Annotated in this window: 8 protein-coding genes; all 8 read right to left on the reverse strand. The window is 39.3% G+C overall.

The window, feature by feature from the left end; translation table 11 throughout:
* Positions 1-33: 33 nt before the first annotated feature.
* On the reverse strand, positions 34-1,407 hold the full coding sequence (locus tag G1O98_RS05455) for an HlyD family efflux transporter periplasmic adaptor subunit (RefSeq protein WP_163927638.1): 1,374 nt from the start codon (positions 1,405-1,407) through the stop codon (positions 34-36).
* 259 nt (positions 1,408-1,666) lie between these two features.
* Positions 1,667-2,077, reverse strand: coding sequence for a hypothetical protein (locus tag G1O98_RS05460; protein WP_163927639.1), 411 nt, complete (start codon positions 2,075-2,077; stop codon positions 1,667-1,669).
* 176 nt (positions 2,078-2,253) lie between these two features.
* Positions 2,254-3,243: a fatty acid desaturase gene (locus G1O98_RS05465; protein WP_163927640.1), complete on the reverse strand. Its 990-nt coding sequence runs from the start codon at positions 3,241-3,243 to the stop codon at positions 2,254-2,256.
* Positions 3,244-3,333: 90 nt separating this feature from the next.
* Positions 3,334-4,278 carry an ACP S-malonyltransferase gene (gene fabD, locus G1O98_RS05470; protein ID WP_163927641.1) on the reverse strand — a complete coding sequence of 315 codons (945 nt, stop codon included), beginning with the start codon at positions 4,276-4,278 and terminating at the stop codon, positions 3,334-3,336.
* Positions 4,275-5,309 (reverse strand): fatty acid desaturase, encoded by a 1,035-nt coding sequence (locus G1O98_RS05475; RefSeq protein WP_163927642.1) that lies wholly within the window; start codon positions 5,307-5,309, stop codon positions 4,275-4,277. Before G1O98_RS05475 ends, fabD begins: the two co-directional genes overlap by 4 nt.
* A gap of 12 nt (positions 5,310-5,321) precedes the next feature.
* On the reverse strand, positions 5,322-10,520 hold the full coding sequence (locus G1O98_RS05480; protein ID WP_163927643.1) for an SDR family NAD(P)-dependent oxidoreductase: 5,199 nt from the start codon (positions 10,518-10,520) through the stop codon (positions 5,322-5,324).
* A 242-nt stretch (positions 10,521-10,762) separates the two neighbouring features.
* On the reverse strand, positions 10,763-16,417 hold the full coding sequence (locus tag G1O98_RS05485) for a type I polyketide synthase (protein WP_163927644.1): 5,655 nt from the start codon (positions 16,415-16,417) through the stop codon (positions 10,763-10,765).
* A gap of 126 nt (positions 16,418-16,543) precedes the next feature.
* Positions 16,544-18,295 carry a fatty acyl-AMP ligase gene (locus G1O98_RS05490; protein WP_163927645.1) on the reverse strand — a complete coding sequence of 584 codons (1,752 nt, stop codon included), beginning with the start codon at positions 18,293-18,295 and terminating at the stop codon, positions 16,544-16,546.
* Positions 18,296-18,338 lie beyond the last annotated feature (43 nt).

Here is an 18,338-nt window from a genome sequence, read left to right on the forward strand (position 1 = left end):
TAGTCATTACTGAATTTACCTTTCCCCAGTCCCTTATTTCCGCAATTTAATCTCCGCATCCCCAGGCATACCAATTTTGGGGCAGGGCAAATCTGAATCTGTGTATGGTTGTTCTGGTTGAAAACAACCGCTTGGGTTTTCGATGCTAATCCGCACTCCAACGACTTGCCTAACTCTATCTTTTTGAAAATAAATATTTTCTGGTGTAAATGAGGCTTGCGGATCGATAGAGATTACTTTCCCTTCTAGCGGTCTTTTGGGAGCAGAATCAAGAAAGATTTTAGTTTGCTGCCCTACTCGTACTTTACCAATATCACCTTCTGGCACAAAACCCCGTAAATATAAAGCTTTGGGATCAACTATTGTGAGAATTTTGGTTTGATTGTTGACTACTGCTCCCGGTTCAGCACTACGGGCGATGACTACGCCATCTAGAGGACTGATCAAATTTAAGTCTTTTTGAGAGTCTTTGATTTGGGTGTAAATTTGTTGTCTGGTGGCTAACGCGTCTCTAACTTTAGCCTGAGCCGATTTGACTTGTGCTTGTGCGGCTTTAATTTGGGCGTAGCTTTGCTTTTTCCGGCTGTAGAGGGCGGCTAATTGGCTATTACGAATGCTGGGGTTCAAGCCTGTGGTTTTGGCTTGAGTGAAACTACCGAGGGTAGCGTTTAATTGTTCACGGGTAGCGTGAACTGTGGCTTGATAGGCGGCGAGGGTGGCTATGGCTGTATCTAAAGTAGTTTGGGCTTGATCGAATTGTTGTCTATTGATAGCACCATCATTAACTAATTGGGCATAGCGATCGCGGTTTACTTGTGCTAACCTCAATTCTGCCTCTGCTTGTGTTACCTGTGCTTGGGCTTGGGCTAGTTGGGATCTAGCAGCCGCCACATTCGATCTTGCTTGCTCAATCTTGCCTTGGGCATCACCAAAAGACTGCTGCAAATTTAATTGAGCTTCTCCAATCCGGTTTTTCATCTCTTCGACTTCACCTATTATCTGCTCTACATTCGAGCGTGCTTGCTCTACATCCGATTGGGCGGATGCAATCTTAGCCTCGGCTGAAAGTAATTGATCTTTTAAGAGTTGATCGTCACTGTCATCAAGTTTGATTAACTGTTGACCTTTTTTGACTGCTACTCCCTCTCGTACACTAATTGATTCAATTCTGCCCGAACGCTTTACCCCAATCTCAGTTTCGTAACCATCAATCCGCCCACTCAGCTTCAGTATATTTGCTGTTTGTTGGGGCTGATTATGCCAGATGATGTAAACAATACCACTTGCTAATATCAGCCCTAAGACCAATATGAGACGAATTGGTTTTTGCCGATGCTCCTGTTTAGAGAATGGCTCTTGAGCCCGATCCTCATTTTCTGTGAATTTCGTGGATATAGATTTAGTCATTATCTATTGAAATCAATAGTTTTATATATTTATAGCAATCCTGATTTTTCAAACTATATCCTACTTTAAATGCAATGCAATTATTATAAGTAGATATGCACAATTAAGCACAAGTAAGTAAAGAAAAATTAAGTTCATCAAACTTTATTTTCATTTAGTTTGAAAGAGGGAATAGCGTAGGGAAGTGACATTTTTATGTTGGGTTGTGAGATTTTTTCGTAAATAGCTGGCTTGAAAAAGAATGTAAGAGCAAGTGTTTTTAGCCTAAATTTGGTTCTACCATTAAAGAGTCGGTAGAATTAATTAGAGACATATTACCTAAACGAATAGCAGGTTTACCTTCTATCATCGTCAGATATAGATAACATCTGCTGGTATCTTCAGCATTCCAAGCATAAATCGGTACTCCTGAACAAGGTGCAGAATCTGTCAGTTGTCCTAATAAATCTTGAAAAGTAAGAGTTTTGTGGAGTTTCCCTAATAGGGGTTGAGATAGTGCTGACACCAGAATAAATAGTGAACCAAGTTCCCCTAAACCTCTATCTTCCAGTGAAATAGTCTTGCCAAATCTCAGGGCATTGATTTCCCCTTCCGATATACTTAACCCGATGCGCTCAATACCTTTTCTAATCGTGGAATTATTCCCTACAATGGATATTCCCTCGGACATATCGCATCTCCTTCTGTATACTAGTCAAATAAATTAATAGAAATCATGCAAACATTAATGTAAATCTTTACTGTTAATTATTTTTGACAATATTTAGTTTCAGTTTTCATAAATTTAGTTAACTTTATGGATCTGTAGAGACGTTAAATTGCCACATCTCTACAGATGCTTATACATCAAACAGATTCAACAGCCTGTTCAAAAGGATCAAAGCTGCTATCTTGAGAGCTGGAATTATATTTTGCAGCCATGTTCATATAGGAACGGAAAAACGAAGGTTCAATAGAGGCTTGAGTTGCAGCATAAGTGCCATTATCTTGCAAAAGTTGGTGAACCTTATGCAATCTGTAACAAGGAACGCCTGGATATAGATGATGTTCCAGATGAAAATTAGTGCCAGCAAACAGGATTGTCATTAAGGGAGAAGTACGACTCCAGGCATTATGAAATGGGTTATCATCAAGACCACCATGATCAAGATAGGCTTGACATCCAGAGATTAGCATCAATGCAAGCATTGGTAGTCCGATAGAAAATAAACCAGCAATGGGATTGTATACAGCTATTCCTAAATAAATCCCAATCCATAACAAAGCAAATACAAAGTTCATCCAACAAAGAATACGCACAGTAGACATCTGAAATGGCATCATGTAAGGAAATGGCCAAGGACGACCTAAAGCAGTATTCAAAGTTATTTTAAAATGATGATAGTTAAGCAATAATCTGGCAAAAAATAATCTTTGCCACCATGTTGTTAAAGGTGTGAGTATTTCAATGTCAGGGTCAGAAGCTTGATTTGTAAATCGATGATGGCTCCAATGTCGCATCATTGCACCCATATCACAATATGTTAAGACTGAAGATGCAAAGAAAAGACCAATTAATGCACTAACAAATTTGTTAGGATGTAGCGCTAGATGAAAGCCATCATGACCAATAAAACCCATCATCTGAATACCATATCCAGTCATGATAGTTAGTGGAATAATTAAAGCTATTTTCAGTGGTAGAAAATCAATTGATGTGACGACCACATAACATAACCATGCTGGGACAAGATACCAAATCAGTCCGTAGAGAATAAACCCAGTAGTTCCTGATATTGTGGGTTTATACCAGTCGGCGGGAATTGCGGGTCTGCGAATTGTTTGTGTTGTTGTCATAAGTATCCTTATTTGTGTGTAAATGCTAGGGGTGTAAGGGGGAAACTTGATATGTTTTTAAGGTAAATATTTTCCTACACTCCCATATCCCTATATTCCTACTAGTCCTTGAAAAGCTTCTAGTGTTTCGTTCATTGAGGTGCTATTTTCCACGTTGAGGGTTTTAGCTTGGTTAAAATTCCGTTTCACTAGTCCTGAGATTGTCTTACCAGGACCGAACTCGATAAAGGTATCCACACCATGATTAACAAGGTGTTGAATAGAGGTCATCCACCGCACTGGTAGGGTGATTTGGTGGATGAGTAAGAAACGGATGTGTTCATCTGTGGTGATGGGTTGGGCGGTGACGTTAGAAATCACTGGGATGCGAGGGGTAGAAATGTTGATAGTTGCTAAGATTCCGGCTAAACGCTTGGCGGCTGACTCCATTAAAGGGGTGTGAAATGCACCGGAAACAGCTAATTGCACTACTTTTGCCGCGCCTGCTTGTTCAGCTAAGGTCATTGCTTGTTCTACTGCCCTAGCATCTCCACCGATGACGGTTTGATTAGGTGCATTGTAGTTAGTCGGTTGACATACTCCTATTGATTTCACCTGCTGACAGATAGCTTCTACTATGTCTGCATTCAGACCGATAATCGCCGCCATCTTGGTATCTCGGTTGATAGAAGCTTCTTGCATAAAGATGGCTCTTTGCTGTACTAAAAAGACTGTATCCTCAAATTCCATCACGCCGGCTGCTACTAGTGCGCTGTACTCTCCCAGACTTAAACCAGCAAGAAATTTTGGTTCAGGGAACTGGGTTTGAGCCGCCGCTAGACAAGCTAAGTTAGTGACAAAAATGGCAGGTTGAGCATTCTCTGTTTGCTCTAACAGTTCTGGGGAACTATCACGACACATTTGCAATAAATCAAAACCGAGTACATTCGAGGCGCGATTGTATAATACTTTGGCTTCGGAGTAGCGATCGGCAATTTCCACACCCATCCCAACATATTGTGCGCCCTGTCCAGGAAATACAAATGCAGTGTTCATGCTACTACCTCTTCCACTGGTACTTGATTGCAAGTTAAACCTTCTGTAAGTTGCGCTCCTTTGTGAATTTGATAGAGAGGAAAAGGAGCGCAATAATACTGCATTTTTTCTTCTTGAAAAATCTCGTGTAGTTTACGTAATCGATAAAATGGACATTCTGGATAAGCGTGATGTTCGACATGGTAAGTAATACCAGCCCAGAGTAAACCTAACCAAAAGTTATTAATAGTAATTGCATTTTTCTGCATATCTCTTTTTTGAGGATCATCACCTTCATAAAGAGTTAAGGGAGCGTGTTCATAACCCCGTGTGATAGGATTAATCACTAAGGCAACAAAGGCTAAAGGAATCCAGAAAATAAACAGTGCTTTTATTCCCATATCGGAATAGATTAAAACGGCATGAATTACTACCCAAAAAGCCAAATTAACTATTTGTTCAATAATCACCGTCCAACTGACTTGTTTGCCATAGCAAGTCAAAGATATCTTGGTATACCATTCATAATATCTCCAAATTCTCAACCAAATTTGGTTGAGTTTGCCAGAAAAATAATATTCATCTGGGTCTCTTTCTGGATCGGAAATAAAATTATGATGACGTTTATGGGTTTCTCTATTGGTTGTAAATGTCATCGTGAATGACAGTGCATAAAGACGACCAAATAATGTATTTAACCATTTGGCTTTAAAGGCACTACCGTGCATACAATCATGATGCAAAATAAATAAGACATAGAGTTGATTGCCTAGCCCAAGCGCTAACAGAAAATCAATCCAAGGATTATCTATGAATAAAATCAGGGAAATTAATCCGAAATACAATACTATATATGGTGAGCCATAAAGTAGATGTAGCCAGCCATTAGCAGCACACATTTTTCTAATTTCTGCCTCCCGTGCTGAGGGAGCGCGTAACCATTTTTGTCTTTTAGGTTTGGAAGTTAATTGTGATTCTATTGCAACACTCATGTCAATTTCCTTGGTATATTTTAATGTCAAGTTGTTGGGATTTATCAGGGCTTTAGCCATGACTACAAACTTTTAGGAATTAACTATCCGTAGAGATGCGGATATTCTTTTTTGATTCACCCATTCACCTTTTTGGATAAGATATTCCACCCAAAAGTTAATATCTTGAATCAGTGCTTGGCTCTTACCTTGGTCAAGAAACTTTTTCAGATAAATAGCAGTGTCAAAATTGTCGATGGTTTTGTAAAACTTGAATGCCTCAATAAATGGGTCATCACTAACATGAGAAATCAAACCAATTTCATAAGCTGTTTGGGCATTGATTAGCTCTCCAGTTAGTACCAATTTCTTAGTTTGTAGCAATCCTATTTGCTGCTTTAGGAAACTCATGCCGCCCATACCAGGAATTAAACCTGATTTGACTTCAGGTAAACCTAACTTGACGTTGGTATCAACAAACTGAAAATCACTACACAAGAGCATTTCTAAGCCACCACCTTGGGCTGCACCATTTATGACGGCGACAACTAGAGCATTTAAAGAGACAAATCCGTGAATTACTTGCTGAACTTTAGCAGCAAATTTTTTCAGTTTAGCGGGATTTTGCTGTTTTAAATATTCTAAAATGAGAGTGCGATCGCCACCAAGAGAGAAATACTTACCATGATGGGAAATATAAACTATTTTGGGCATCTTTAACGATGATTTCTCTTTAGATAAAGCCGCAATAATATCTAATAGTTCATCCAGTACTTCGATAGATAAAGCATTGCCATTAGCAGAATCTAAAAATAACCAAAGACAATTATTTTTATCAAAACAAGTATCAATATAAGCAAATTCTTGCCGAGTACAACCATAGGTGTTATGTAAATTTATTGGCTGTAAATGTTCCCGAATACTGGAATGAATTACATCTTTGTTATTATTGTTAACTATTTCATGTTCTCTAGTAATTGCTATTTTTATTTCTTGACTACTACATACTTTCAAGAATTGTCCGTCACTTCTAGCTACAAACACCTGCTGCACGAGAATATCTTCTTTATCGCTAGAGGTAGGAACTAGAGATTGCAGATTAAAGAAACCTTCTTCTCTCATTAATCTCTGCCAAGTTTCTTCTTGTAAAAGAGGCGAGCCCGGATATCTCAAATCTCTATCTTGTGAATTCCACCAACCTCTTAGTAGTCCAAATGTTAAAGTTGAGAAATTCTGTGATTTGACACTCTCATTCAAGATTAAGCAACCTGTTGGCTTGAGTAATTGCTTAACGTTGCGTAGACTTTCACGAATATTAGGGGTGGCGTGCAGGATATTTGTAGCAATGACAAAATCAAATTGTTCTTGCCAACCTTGTTTTTCGGGATTTAGGGAAATATCTAAAACCGAGAAACGCATTCCAGGGTAAGTTTTAGCAAATTTTTCTCGGCCATGTTCTAAAAGTTTAAACCAAACATCGGTGTATACATACTCGACAGCGATATTATGAGCAATTAGTGAATTAATTACATAGCGAGTTGTCCCACCTGTTCCTGCACCTACTTCTAAAACTTTAATTTTTTCTGGAGATTTACCGTTGAACTTAGCTTTGATTTGATTAACAAGGGACACAGCAACAAGTTCATTATAAATATCAGAAGCTAAGTTACCACTGTAGACTCCCTCAACTAAATCTAAACTAGAGTTAGGAAAGACAATATTATTAGCTGCAATCTTACCTAATAAAATATCTTCGTAATTCTTTAAGCAAGTGTGTAGTAGCTGATAGTATTGTTTGAGTTCTGGCTGAGTTTGTAGGATTTGATTAGCAGCATTTTCAAATTCAGCCAGTGTATGATATTCGCCTTGGTATTGTATTTCTGCTGTTGCAGAGAAGTAGTGATTTTGTTGTGATAAATAACCAGCTTGCACAAGAAATTGGAAAATCTCTGCAAATACATGATGGTGTTCATCAATAATTTTGGCTGATTTGATGGCTTCTGTAATCCTGTAGGATGCTGCTTGGTGGTTAAATAAACCCAGATTTTGCAAAATTCCTACTAACCTGGTAGCCGCAGCAGCCATTAATTGATCTAAGCCTTGCTTAAACTTGAGTAATGGTGGATGATTAGCTGTGAAGAAATCCGCATGATCTATAGTTAGTGGTGCAAGATTTGATAGTATTTCTGTAATTGGTCTTTGCTCAAGCATTAAGTGAGGATCTAAGCCAATTTGTAACAGTATATTTCTTTTAGCTTTCACGACTACAGCTTGAGGAATTTGCATCGCTAGAATTGTTTCTAATGCCTCCATTCCCTCTCCAATGTTGATTGAGTCCATCCCTTGATGTAGCATCAAATCTCGATATTTATCATTAGCTACGGCACCTACTTCACCCCAAAATCCCCAGTTAATTACACATACCGGATAATTTCGTGTTTGTTGCATATATTTAGCGTAGCTATCAAGAAAAGTGCTGGCGGCGGCGTAATTACCTTGACCAATATTGCCGACAAAAGACTGTAGAGAAGAGAAGAAAATGATCAAATCAAGTTCTTCATTGAGAGTGGCTTGATTAAGTGCGATCGCACCTGCTACTTTTGGTTGTAGTACAGCCGTAAAATCTGTCTCTGACATCTTCACCAACAGGCTATCATCTAGTACCATTGCTGAGTGAATGATGCCGTCTATTTTGCCAAATTTATCTTTGGTTTGAGTAATAGCATTAGTTAGTTCATTGACATCATCACAATGAGCTTGTAGATAAATTACATTTTCACCATATTTTCCTAGATGGGAGATTTTAGCTAATAAATTATCATCTGCTGGCGAACGACCTAATAAAGCAATATTAGCTGAATATTGAGTGTGCAGATAATCACTTAAAACAAGACCTAATCCACCTGTACCACCAATAATTAAATAAGTACCATTGGGTTTAAATTTTGATAATCTTTCTCTGAAGACTGGAGCTAAATTATAGAGGCGTTGGCAATATATTTGTTGTTGACGGACTGCAAAAGCATTGCCAGATATACATTCATTCTTAAAGGTATTTTCTAGCCAGACAGTATTCTCTTTTCTTAAGGCATCCTCAATTTCAGACACTGCTAAATCCAAGAAAGTAATAGTGCAGTGTTTATACTCTCTAGAAAAAGATTTCCACAATCCCCAAAGACCACTATCATCAGGCTGAACTTCTTCATCGTAGAAAACTTGTACAGCATTCAATGTGATAATTTTAAACTCAATTGAATGTTGAGTTAATCCAGTTCTGATGATAGATTTGATAAAGTGAAAAGCATAGTTATGGCTCAATAATTGCTCAGGTTTTTGGGGTGCAGCCAAGAAATATACTTGAGAGATATCTGTTAATTGTTTTAAAAGCTTATCCCAGTCTTGTGGTTGATCATGTCTAATTTGAGCAGTGCAATTTTGCCAATTTTGATAGAAATTACCAACTGTAATGATGTAGCTATTGTTTGAACCATGCCAATTCAGTAACAACTGCAATATTTGTAAATTTTCACCCCATGTCACAATCAGAGTTTTAGCTGGTTTAGTTTGGTCAAACTTTAAATAATTGAATGATTGTTGGTTGGATATAGAAATACTTGTCGGTTGCCATTTAGGGATGAAAATCAGTTCACTTTCTTTTGTAGTAAAAGATAAATCATCAAGCTTTACTGTTTTACTGTGTCCATTTTCTTTAACTTTGTTAGGAGGTAAATTAGCGTGCTTTAAATTTGTAGATACAATGTTATATTCAGTATTTAATTGAGTACGAAGATATTTCTGTACTGCTTCAGAATGTTCACACCATAGAAATTCTGCCAATTTAGAAACAGTAGGCTGCTCAAACAGTATCGTAGGGTAAAGACGAATATTCAACAGCTTTTCTAAATCATGGGAGATATCTAATAAAGCCGTTGATTCTAACCCTAATTCAAAGAATGAAACCTCTGGTAAATCATCTGTAAAATCTTGCTTAGTATATTTACAAACTAGTTTCTTGATAGAATGTACCAGATATTCCACACTCGGTTCTGGAGTAGTGACAATTTCTTGAGGCGTATCATCAACAGTATTTAATTGAATATGAAGATGTTTCTGTACTGCTTCAGAATGTTCACACCATAGAAATTCTGCCAATTTAGAAACAGTAGGCTGCTCAAACAGCATAGTTGGATAAAGGCGAATATTTAACAGCCTTTCTAGCTCGTGAGAAATATCTAATAAAGCAGTTGATTCTAACCCTAATTCAAAAAATGATACTTCTAATAAATCATCTGTAAAATTTTGTTTGGTGTATTTGCAAACTATTTTTTTTATAGAATCAACTACATGTTTTACTCTTGGTTCTGGAGTTGTTAAAACTTGATATGCTTTTTGTTGTTGATGAGTAAAAATAGTGTTTTCTGTTTTTTGTTCTAAGTTTGCCAGTCTTCTAATAAGTTCAATACTATGAACTTTTTTAATGCCAAAGTTACGGAATGTTGCTAGTTGATTACCATACTCGTCGCAAATTGCAAAACTTCTATAACCAATTTCTTTGGTTAATTCAAGTTGCTCAGGGTGATCGACATATACATAACAATTACTGCGTCCTGTTAAAGGTATACCAGAAAATGATTCAATATAAAAAGGAACATAAAGTTGGGCTGTCGCTTGATAAGGAATTGAATAGAAAAGCGGTACAATAGTCGAACAATCGAGAAACACAGGATGGAACAAGAAATCATCACTGTGCTGCAAGGCGATAGAACCCAAAGAAACTTCAGCCAAGCAACCATAAAGACTACCATAAACTTTGCCGCTAGGTTTCATGAAATTATCGTGGTCAATGCCAACTTCGCGGGTGATAGCATAACAGGCATCTAAATCGACAACTTGAGTTGCTTTATGCTTGAGAATTGATATATCTATAAGATTTTTAATTTGTAATTCTTTGGTCAGTAATTGGCAGGTTAAATGTTTAGTAATAGAGGAGTCTTTTACTTCACCATTTTTCCATTTAGTGCTGGTGGCTTCAATTCCCCAATCAGTTCCATTGGGTGAAATGTGAATTTCCACTTTTCGGTCAAAATCGGCAGTTGTCACAATTGGTTCTAGGAACATCATGTTCCGCAATTCTAGATTTTCAATATCAAAAGACCTGGCTTTTAAAGTTTTAAAAATCATGTCTATAAATGTGACACCAGGCATGATATGAATACCATCAACTCTGTGTTCACGAACGAAATAATCATTATCTGTAATTGTAAATTTGCCAATTATTTGTGCAGTTTGCATAAATGATAAGGGGTGTAGGGGAAAGATATTTTTATTTTTTATTTGCTCTTTAATATTCAGTCTTAAAAGAATAACTTATGCATATCTGGCTAAACTCAGTATTTCTACGTAAGTCATACTAATTTGAAAAAATATTGCGAGAGTAGAGGGGGAGTGTAATCCGCCATCCTTTGAGGGTTGGTGGTGTGTTAGGACGATAGTGCCACACCTTACAAATTGGAGATTTTTTTAATTGGAAGTACCTAAACGATCACCTTTTTAACTACATTGATTACTATGTCTTCCAATATCAGCAAAGGCTGGTGAGTCTCTTCCAATTCCAAGGTCAACAGGGAACGCCGAGGGGGTTGTGCTAACTGTTCAGTATTTTCCACATTCATGGTGTAAGAAGTTGCCGATTGAGCGGCTGGCAACCAAGCTCGAATTTTGCTGCTACTAAAATTAAAATCCTTGCTGAGTAATTTTGCTCCTGGTTTCACTGCTAATTTTGGTGGTTCAGAAAGAATGGTGTGTACATTAGTTCCACCAAAACCAAAGGAACTGATACCAGCAAATTTAGGATTAGCTTGATTCCAGAGTTGGGTTGTTTGGGCTGGATAGAAAGGTGAATGGGCAAAGTCAAAGCGGGGATTCACCTGTTCACAGTTGAGTGATGCGGGGATGACTTGATTGTGCAGTGACAATGCTACTTTGATGAAGCTAGCCACCCCAGCCGCGCTTAATAAATGCCCGATATTAGTCTTCACGCTACCCACAGCACAGTGATTTTCTGTCCCCACCCCGGTAAATACCTGGGACAAGGCTCGCAACTCAATCGGGTCGCCAATCATCGTTGCAGTTCCGTGGGTTTCGATGTAACTAATTTGTTCTGCTGAAAGATTGGCTTTTGCCAGTGCTGTTTCAATAACTTCCACTTGACCTTCTACACTGGGGGTAGTGATGCCCATTGTATGACCATCGTTGTTAGCGGCTGTAGCGGCAATTACTGCATAGATGGGGTCGCCATCAGCTAAAGCTTGTTTTAAAGGTTTGAGCAAGACACAACCCGCACCCTCACCAGGGACAAATCCATTGGCGCGTTCGTCAAAGGTAAAACATTTACCATCGGGAGATAAAGCCTGTGCTGCACTGAGGAAGAGATATGGTTTTTCATCTAAGAGAACTTCTACGCCACCAGCTAAAGCCATTTCTGATTCACCCTGTAGTAAACTTTGACAGGCGAGATGGATAGCCATGAGAGAAGATGAGCAGGCGGTATCAATTACCAGACTTGGCCCTTTGAGATTGAGATAATGGGAGACATGGGAAGCGATAAAGTTTTGTCCTACACCAACAACGCTGGATTTTTTGGGGACTTGAATGCGATCGCCATATCCTGCTACCCTAGCACCAACAAATACTCCGACCTTGCGTTTGTTGACATCTTTGATATTGTGACCAGAATCTACCACCGCTTCCACGCAGCTTTGACAAAATAGGCGCACTAAGGGGTCAACATCACTTGCTTCATTTTGAGATACACCAAACATGGCGGGGTCGATGTATTCTAAATCGTCAATAAAACCGCCCCATTTACTAATTGATTTACCTGATGTCAATTCTCTGGTGTAATGTTGTTCGATATCCCAACGTGAGTTGGGTACTTCTCGGATGCTGTCAACGCCCGCTACTAGGTTGTTCCAAAAAATTTCTTTGTTGGCTGCACCTGGGAATTTGCAGGCAATACCAATGACGGCGATTTCGATTTGAGATGGATTTTGCTCACGCAGAGGCGCAGAGGCACGGAGAGGGGTTAGAGGTGCAGGTGGAGTTTCTACTATTTGGGGTTGTGTTACTGGTATTTTTTGCTGTAATTGGTTGTGGTGATGGCTGATGAGATGTTCTGCTAGGCGTGATATGGAATCGTACTGTAATAACAGTGATGGGTCTAATCTCATTCCCAGCCATTGGTCGATTTTGTTGACGATACCAGCTAAGAAGATAGAATCAACACCTAAAGCCTCAAAGGAGGTTTCATACTTGATTTGGTCTAAGGCAATGTGGAGTTCACGGGATAGGATTTGGCTTAATGATTCTAAAACGTAAGTCTTCAAATGATTGCTATCAGTGGGAAAGTTTTGTTTTGGTAATGATACTGGTTGGATTTTCGGCGTAGTCTGTTCCTTTGCAACTAGGGGCAATTCTGATATATTTAATTGTTCTTGACTAGCCAGACACGCTACAGTGTGGATTTGCGGGGGTAAAGCCAAGATAGTATCTAAGAACTGCAAACCTACGGCTGTTGACAAAGGTACAAGTCCTATTTTGGTCATTGGCTGACTAGTTAGCTGTCCCATTCCGACTTCTTTCCAGTTTGACCACTGAATAGCGCGGTAGTAGGTATTACCTTGAGCTACTTGGTAAGCAGCGAAGTAATTCATATAGGCGTTAGCTGTTGCGTAATCACTAATACCTACAGCTAGCTTAGGTACAACACTCGACAGGGATGAGAACAAGACGAATGCTTCTAAATTGTCATACTCAAAGATGCGGTGTAAAACTTCCAGGGCAGTAGTTTTGGGAGACAATACAGAAACAATGCTGTCTAAGGTTTTATGCAGGAAAGCTGGTGATTCTGAGGAAACACAGCCTGCACAGTGGAATACTTGAGTAATTCGTCCATATTGACGGCGAATATTTTGGAAATAGACTTCTAGGGCAGCATAATCTGTTAATTCGCCAGTATAGAGTTCTACGGTTACGCCTTGTTTTTCTAGGTTGAGAATGTTGGTAATTTTGCTAGCAATTGCGGGGTTTGCATTCGGTACTGCGATGACTTCTTCCCATTCTGTTCTGGGGGGTAATGTAGTTTTACCCATTAAAACTAGGGTTTTATAACCTTGACGCGCCAAATGTTGAGCAACTTCATTACCTATACCACCTGTACCGCCAGTAATCACAACCATTCCCTGTGGTAATTTCTGCGACTGGCTGGGTTTATAGTTTAGAGGTGCGAGGGTAGAGACAAAGCGATCGCCATCTCGGTGACAAATTTCGGTAAACTGATCGTAGTCCTGATACTCTTGGGCAATAATTTGACTTAAAGCTGCTAAATCTGAGTTGTTGGGGTCTAAATCAATGGTCTTGGCATAACAAGAGTTATATTCTGCGCCCAACATCTTAAATAACCCCGTCAGTTCCGCACCACGCAGGTTAGCTGATGTCCCGTTAATGTTTTGTAACCCTTGGGTGACTTGTAGTAAACGCAGTGGTTTGCGGGTGTTTAATAAAGATTGCAGTAAGGCAATGTTGCCTAAAATAGACTGACTATTGGCGGTTAAATCAAGAATGCCTGTGATATCTGAGGATGATATCTCATTGTTAAATCTAGCTCTGTGGTCGGTATTATCAAAGCAGAATTGATAATACTGGGGTGTGATTTGTGTGTAGGTATGACTTTTCACGTCATCTGGAACATTGTTCTCTTGACCTAACCCCGTAACCCCCTTCCCTACAAGGGAAGGGGGAAAATTCAAAGCCTCTCCCCTAAAAGGAGAGGAGTTTTCTAAATTCTCCACCACTATAAAAGCCGCATGATGATGCTGTGCTTGCAGAGTATCAATCAGAGGTTTGGTATCATCACTAGCTAAAACAATGATTGTACCTTGTAAAACAACCTGGGCATCCTTGGGTAATGCTTGACGCTGCCATTGTGGTACAAGCAGGCTGATGTGTTCTTTTGCAGGTACTTTGATAGTCGTAGCTGGTGCGGTGTTTGTTTCAGGAAGCCAATACTTATCAAGGCTAAATGGGTATCCAGGTAAGGGAACAACGGCAGGGGAATAATCTCTAGGCAATACCTTAGCCCAATCGATATTTAATCCTCCCACCCACAACTTAGCCAACTTAGAATATGCTGGTTTTTGAGCTAGCGATCGCAAATGCTCTTCTAGTTCTTGCAGACTCTCAAATAGCTCTTCATAGGCTTGGCGATGACTAGAATCACCCACAAAAGTCTTAATGTCTTCTAGCTTCCCATTGATAAAGTTTTGCAGAGAATCACCCAATTCCTCAAGTGTGTTTGCCACAATAGTCAGACGATACTCCATAGCTTCCCTGCCTTTTTGTAAGGTGTAAGCTATATCTGCTAAGGAGAAGCTATTTTGTTGTGACAAAAATACAGCTATGCTTTGAGCGTAGACAATTAGTCTTTCTTTTGATTTGGCAGACAATACAACTAACTGCGGCTGAGACGAATTTGATGTAGAGATGTGTCGAGGACGCGCTAAATATTCTTCTAGAACTACATGAGCATTCATACCGCCAAAACCAAAGGAACTCACCCCGGCTCGACGTGGCTGTTCTTTGCCTGTAGCGGTTGTTTGGCGCTCCCAATTAACTTGTTTTGCGGCAATCTGCAACGGAGAATTATCTAGACGGATATACTTATTCAGATTGGTAAAGTTTGCATTGGCAGGAATTACACCTTTTTGCAACGCTAAGATAGTTTTTAATATTCCTGCCACCCCGGCTGCGGCTTCTAAATGTCCGATGTTACTCTTGACAGAACCTATATAACAATCTTGGGTAGTCTCAACAGTGGCAAAAACCTTCTTCAGTCCGTTAATTTCTATCGGGTCGCCCAAGGTTGTGCCAGTACCGTGTGCTTCAATATAACCAAGGGTAGCAGGGCTAACTTGGGCATCGGCATAAGCTGCTAAAATCGTCTCTGCTTGAGCTTCAGGAGCCGGTGCAGTCAAGGAATTGGTATGGCCGCCGTGTCCCACTGCCGCACCTTTGATAACAGCATAAATATAATCACCATCGCGTTCAGCTTTCGCCAACGGTTTTAATAACAGTACCCCTGCACCTTCACCTCTGACATAACCATTGGCGCGTTCATCAAAAGGGCTGCATTCACCTGTTTTACTTAACATCCCCGCCTTAGAAAAGACTATATAGGATGTCAAAGAAGTGATAACATTAACACCACCTGCGATCGCTAAATCACATTTTTCTGACCGTAATAATTCCACAGCCCGATTTATCGCTACCAATGAACTTGAGCAAGCTGTATCAATTGCTTCACTAGGCCCCTTCAAGTTCAACAGGTGAGAAATTCTATTAGCCAGTACAGCATGACTTACACCCGTACCTAGGTGGGGTTCTACGGAGTTTTCCTGCTGACACAACATCTCATAATAATCAAAGCTAGAAGCACCAACAAATACTGCCGTCTTAGAACCCGATAACTCCGAAGCGCGATATCCAGCATTCTCAAGAGCGTGCCACACACATTGGATAAATATGCGTTGCTGCGGGTCCATTAATTGGGCTTCCCGTGGAGAAATGCCAAAGAAACAAGCATCAAAACACTCGACATCTGCTATAAATCCACCTTTGAGGAAAGGAGAAAGTTCTGGAGATTGTAAGAGATTTGTTTGCTCTGTCTTTTGGGGTAAACGTTGAGCCGGAAAATCAGTAATGTTAACTTTATCTGCTGTCAATAACTGCCAAAATTCTTCTAAGGTTTTAGCTTGCGGTAATGATACACCAATACCGATAATTGCAATATCTTGAGGGGAAGATTCATATTCCAAAACATTGGCTAAAGTTAATGTCTCCTCTGCAATTACAGCAACAGCACTTTCCTCTTTAGTGCTAGTTTCTAAACTTGGCTCTAGATTCTGCTGAATCAACTCTGCCAAAGTAGTAATTGTATGACATTCATACAGCATATCAGGAGTTACAGGAATTTTAAATTCACCTTCCAGAAAAGTAGTTAATTCCACATAATTTAAAGAATCAAATCCCAATTCACTAGGTGAAAAAGATAAATAGACTTCTTCAGGAGGTATTTCTAGAATTGCTGCAATTTTATTTTGTAACCGAGCCTCAATTTGAGAGATATTATTCATTGTAGATATTGCTGTCAATAAGAAATTTTAGAAATCATCTGTAAGTTAGGTAGAATGCAGTGAAACCCAACACTAACGACAAGGTATTTGTTAGGTTTCCTTGTATCAACCCAACCTACTTTCTAGCTACTTAACTGCAACTACTTGTCTAGCAACAGCCTCGCGGAAACCATTTTGTGAATATAGAGTTGTACAATGTCTTCTGCGTTTCTTCCCACTGGAAGTTTTTGGCAGAGTTCCAGGCATAATTAACACCAAATCATGCAACCTCAACCCGTGAACATCAGAGATATTTTTTCTCACGATTGCTAATAGTTGGCTATAGTCAACCTTGTTGAGCATATCTTTTTTGATTTCACAGACCACAACCAACTTTGCATTTGCATCCCCATTGACATCAACTGTAAACGCTGCTGTTCCCCCTGGACGGATTGCAATATTACTTTTCTCAACAGTGTTTTCTATATCATCAGGATAATGATTCAATCCCCGAATAATAATCAAATCCTTCAATCGACCTGTAATAAACAATTCCTTTTCTACAAAAAAGCCAAAGTCTCCAGTCCGCAGATAAGGACCTTCTCCTGTGGTGAGATAAGCTTGAAAAGTTTCTTGAGTTTGTTGGTTTACGTTCCAATATCCGGCTGCAACTGAACCCCCAGCAATCCAAATTTCGCCAATCTCCTCAAGACTACAAAGCGTATGAGTTTCTGGGTTCACGATGCGAACATCATGCTCACCATGAACATTCCCACACCCAATTAAAACCTTTTTGGTGTCGTTATCTACAACCTTGATGCGATGATTTTCTAGTTCTTGCTCATCTACTGGAAGCAACACAGGTTTGTCTTGGGGATTTCCACCAGAAACAAACAGAGTAGTTTCAGCCATACCATAACAAGGATAAAAAACTTCCGCTTTGAAGCCATATTTTTTAAATCTATTAATAAAGCTTTCAATTACATTAGCTTTTACAGGTTCAGCACCATTAAATGCAATTTTCCAACTAGATAAATCGATATCTTTAATTTCTTCATCGGTGATTTTATTCACACACAATTCATAAGCAAAGTTGGGACCACCGCTAGTAGTAGCCCGATATTCTGAGATGGTTTTCAACCAAATTGCAGGCGACTGTAAAAAACTGACGGGAGGGAAGAGTACAGATTTAATTCCTAGATATAGGGGTTGGAGAACATTACCAATTAAACCCATATCGTGATATAGCGGTAGCCAGCCAACAAATATGGTTTCTTGGGAATGTTGAAATCCTTGTTTAATGGCTTGCTGATTATGAATGAGATTACTGTGCGTCACCATCACACCTTTTGGTTGTCCTGTAGAGCCGGAGGTGTATTGTAAAAACGCAATATCAGTGCCTTGAATAGCTGGCATTTTCCAGTCACGACTAGCTGCTTCTAGTTGGGAGTTTGTAGCTATCCACCGTGCATTATTGATATAGGGAATTTCGCTGTAGATCTTCTGAAAATCAACAATAGAGTCATCAGTTGTTAGTACAAATTTAATTTGTGCATTTTCTACAATTCCACTGAGGCGAGAAATTTCTCTTTGATTACGTACAGGATGCACAGGTACTGGAATTACCTTGGCATATAAACAGCTAAAAAAGGCAACGATAAAATCAATTCCCGGACGATATAACAATAGCGCCCTTTCTCCATCAGGATTGTATTTTTGCAATTCTGCAGCTATGGCTGCTGCTTTTGTGTGCAACTGTCCAAAAGTTACTTCCAGCTTTGATTCTGGTGAATTAATAAAGACGAATGCTGTATCATTTGTTTGTAAAGATGCTCTGACATTTAAAATTTCTACATAGTTTGAAAATTTGGTAGCTGCATTGATAATTCTTTCAGTCATAACTTGAAATGCCTCATTTAGTTTGTAGAATGATTAATTGCTT

Source organism: Nostoc sp. UIC 10630, assembly GCF_010747425.1.
Lineage (GTDB): Bacteria > Cyanobacteriota > Cyanobacteriia > Cyanobacteriales > Nostocaceae > Nostoc.

What these genes read in the sequence shown, in the direction of transcription:
- G1O98_RS05455 (WP_163927638.1), bottom strand. Translation starts at nt 1,407, where the DNA reads ATGACTAAATCTATATCCACGAAATTCACAGAAAATGAGGATCGGGCT.
- G1O98_RS05460 (WP_163927639.1), bottom strand. Translation starts at nt 2,077, where the DNA reads ATGTCCGAGGGAATATCCATTGTAGGGAATAATTCCACGATTAGAAAA.
- G1O98_RS05465 (WP_163927640.1), bottom strand. Translation starts at nt 3,243, where the DNA reads ATGACAACAACACAAACAATTCGCAGACCCGCAATTCCCGCCGACTGG.
- fabD (WP_163927641.1), bottom strand. Translation starts at nt 4,278, where the DNA reads ATGAACACTGCATTTGTATTTCCTGGACAGGGCGCACAATATGTTGGG.
- G1O98_RS05475 (WP_163927642.1), bottom strand. Translation starts at nt 5,309, where the DNA reads ATGGCTAAAGCCCTGATAAATCCCAACAACTTGACATTAAAATATACC.
- G1O98_RS05480 (WP_163927643.1), bottom strand. Translation starts at nt 10,520, where the DNA reads ATGCAAACTGCACAAATAATTGGCAAATTTACAATTACAGATAATGAT.
- G1O98_RS05485 (WP_163927644.1), bottom strand. Translation starts at nt 16,417, where the DNA reads ATGAATAATATCTCTCAAATTGAGGCTCGGTTACAAAATAAAATTGCA.
- G1O98_RS05490 (WP_163927645.1), bottom strand. Translation starts at nt 18,295, where the DNA reads ATGACTGAAAGAATTATCAATGCAGCTACCAAATTTTCAAACTATGTA.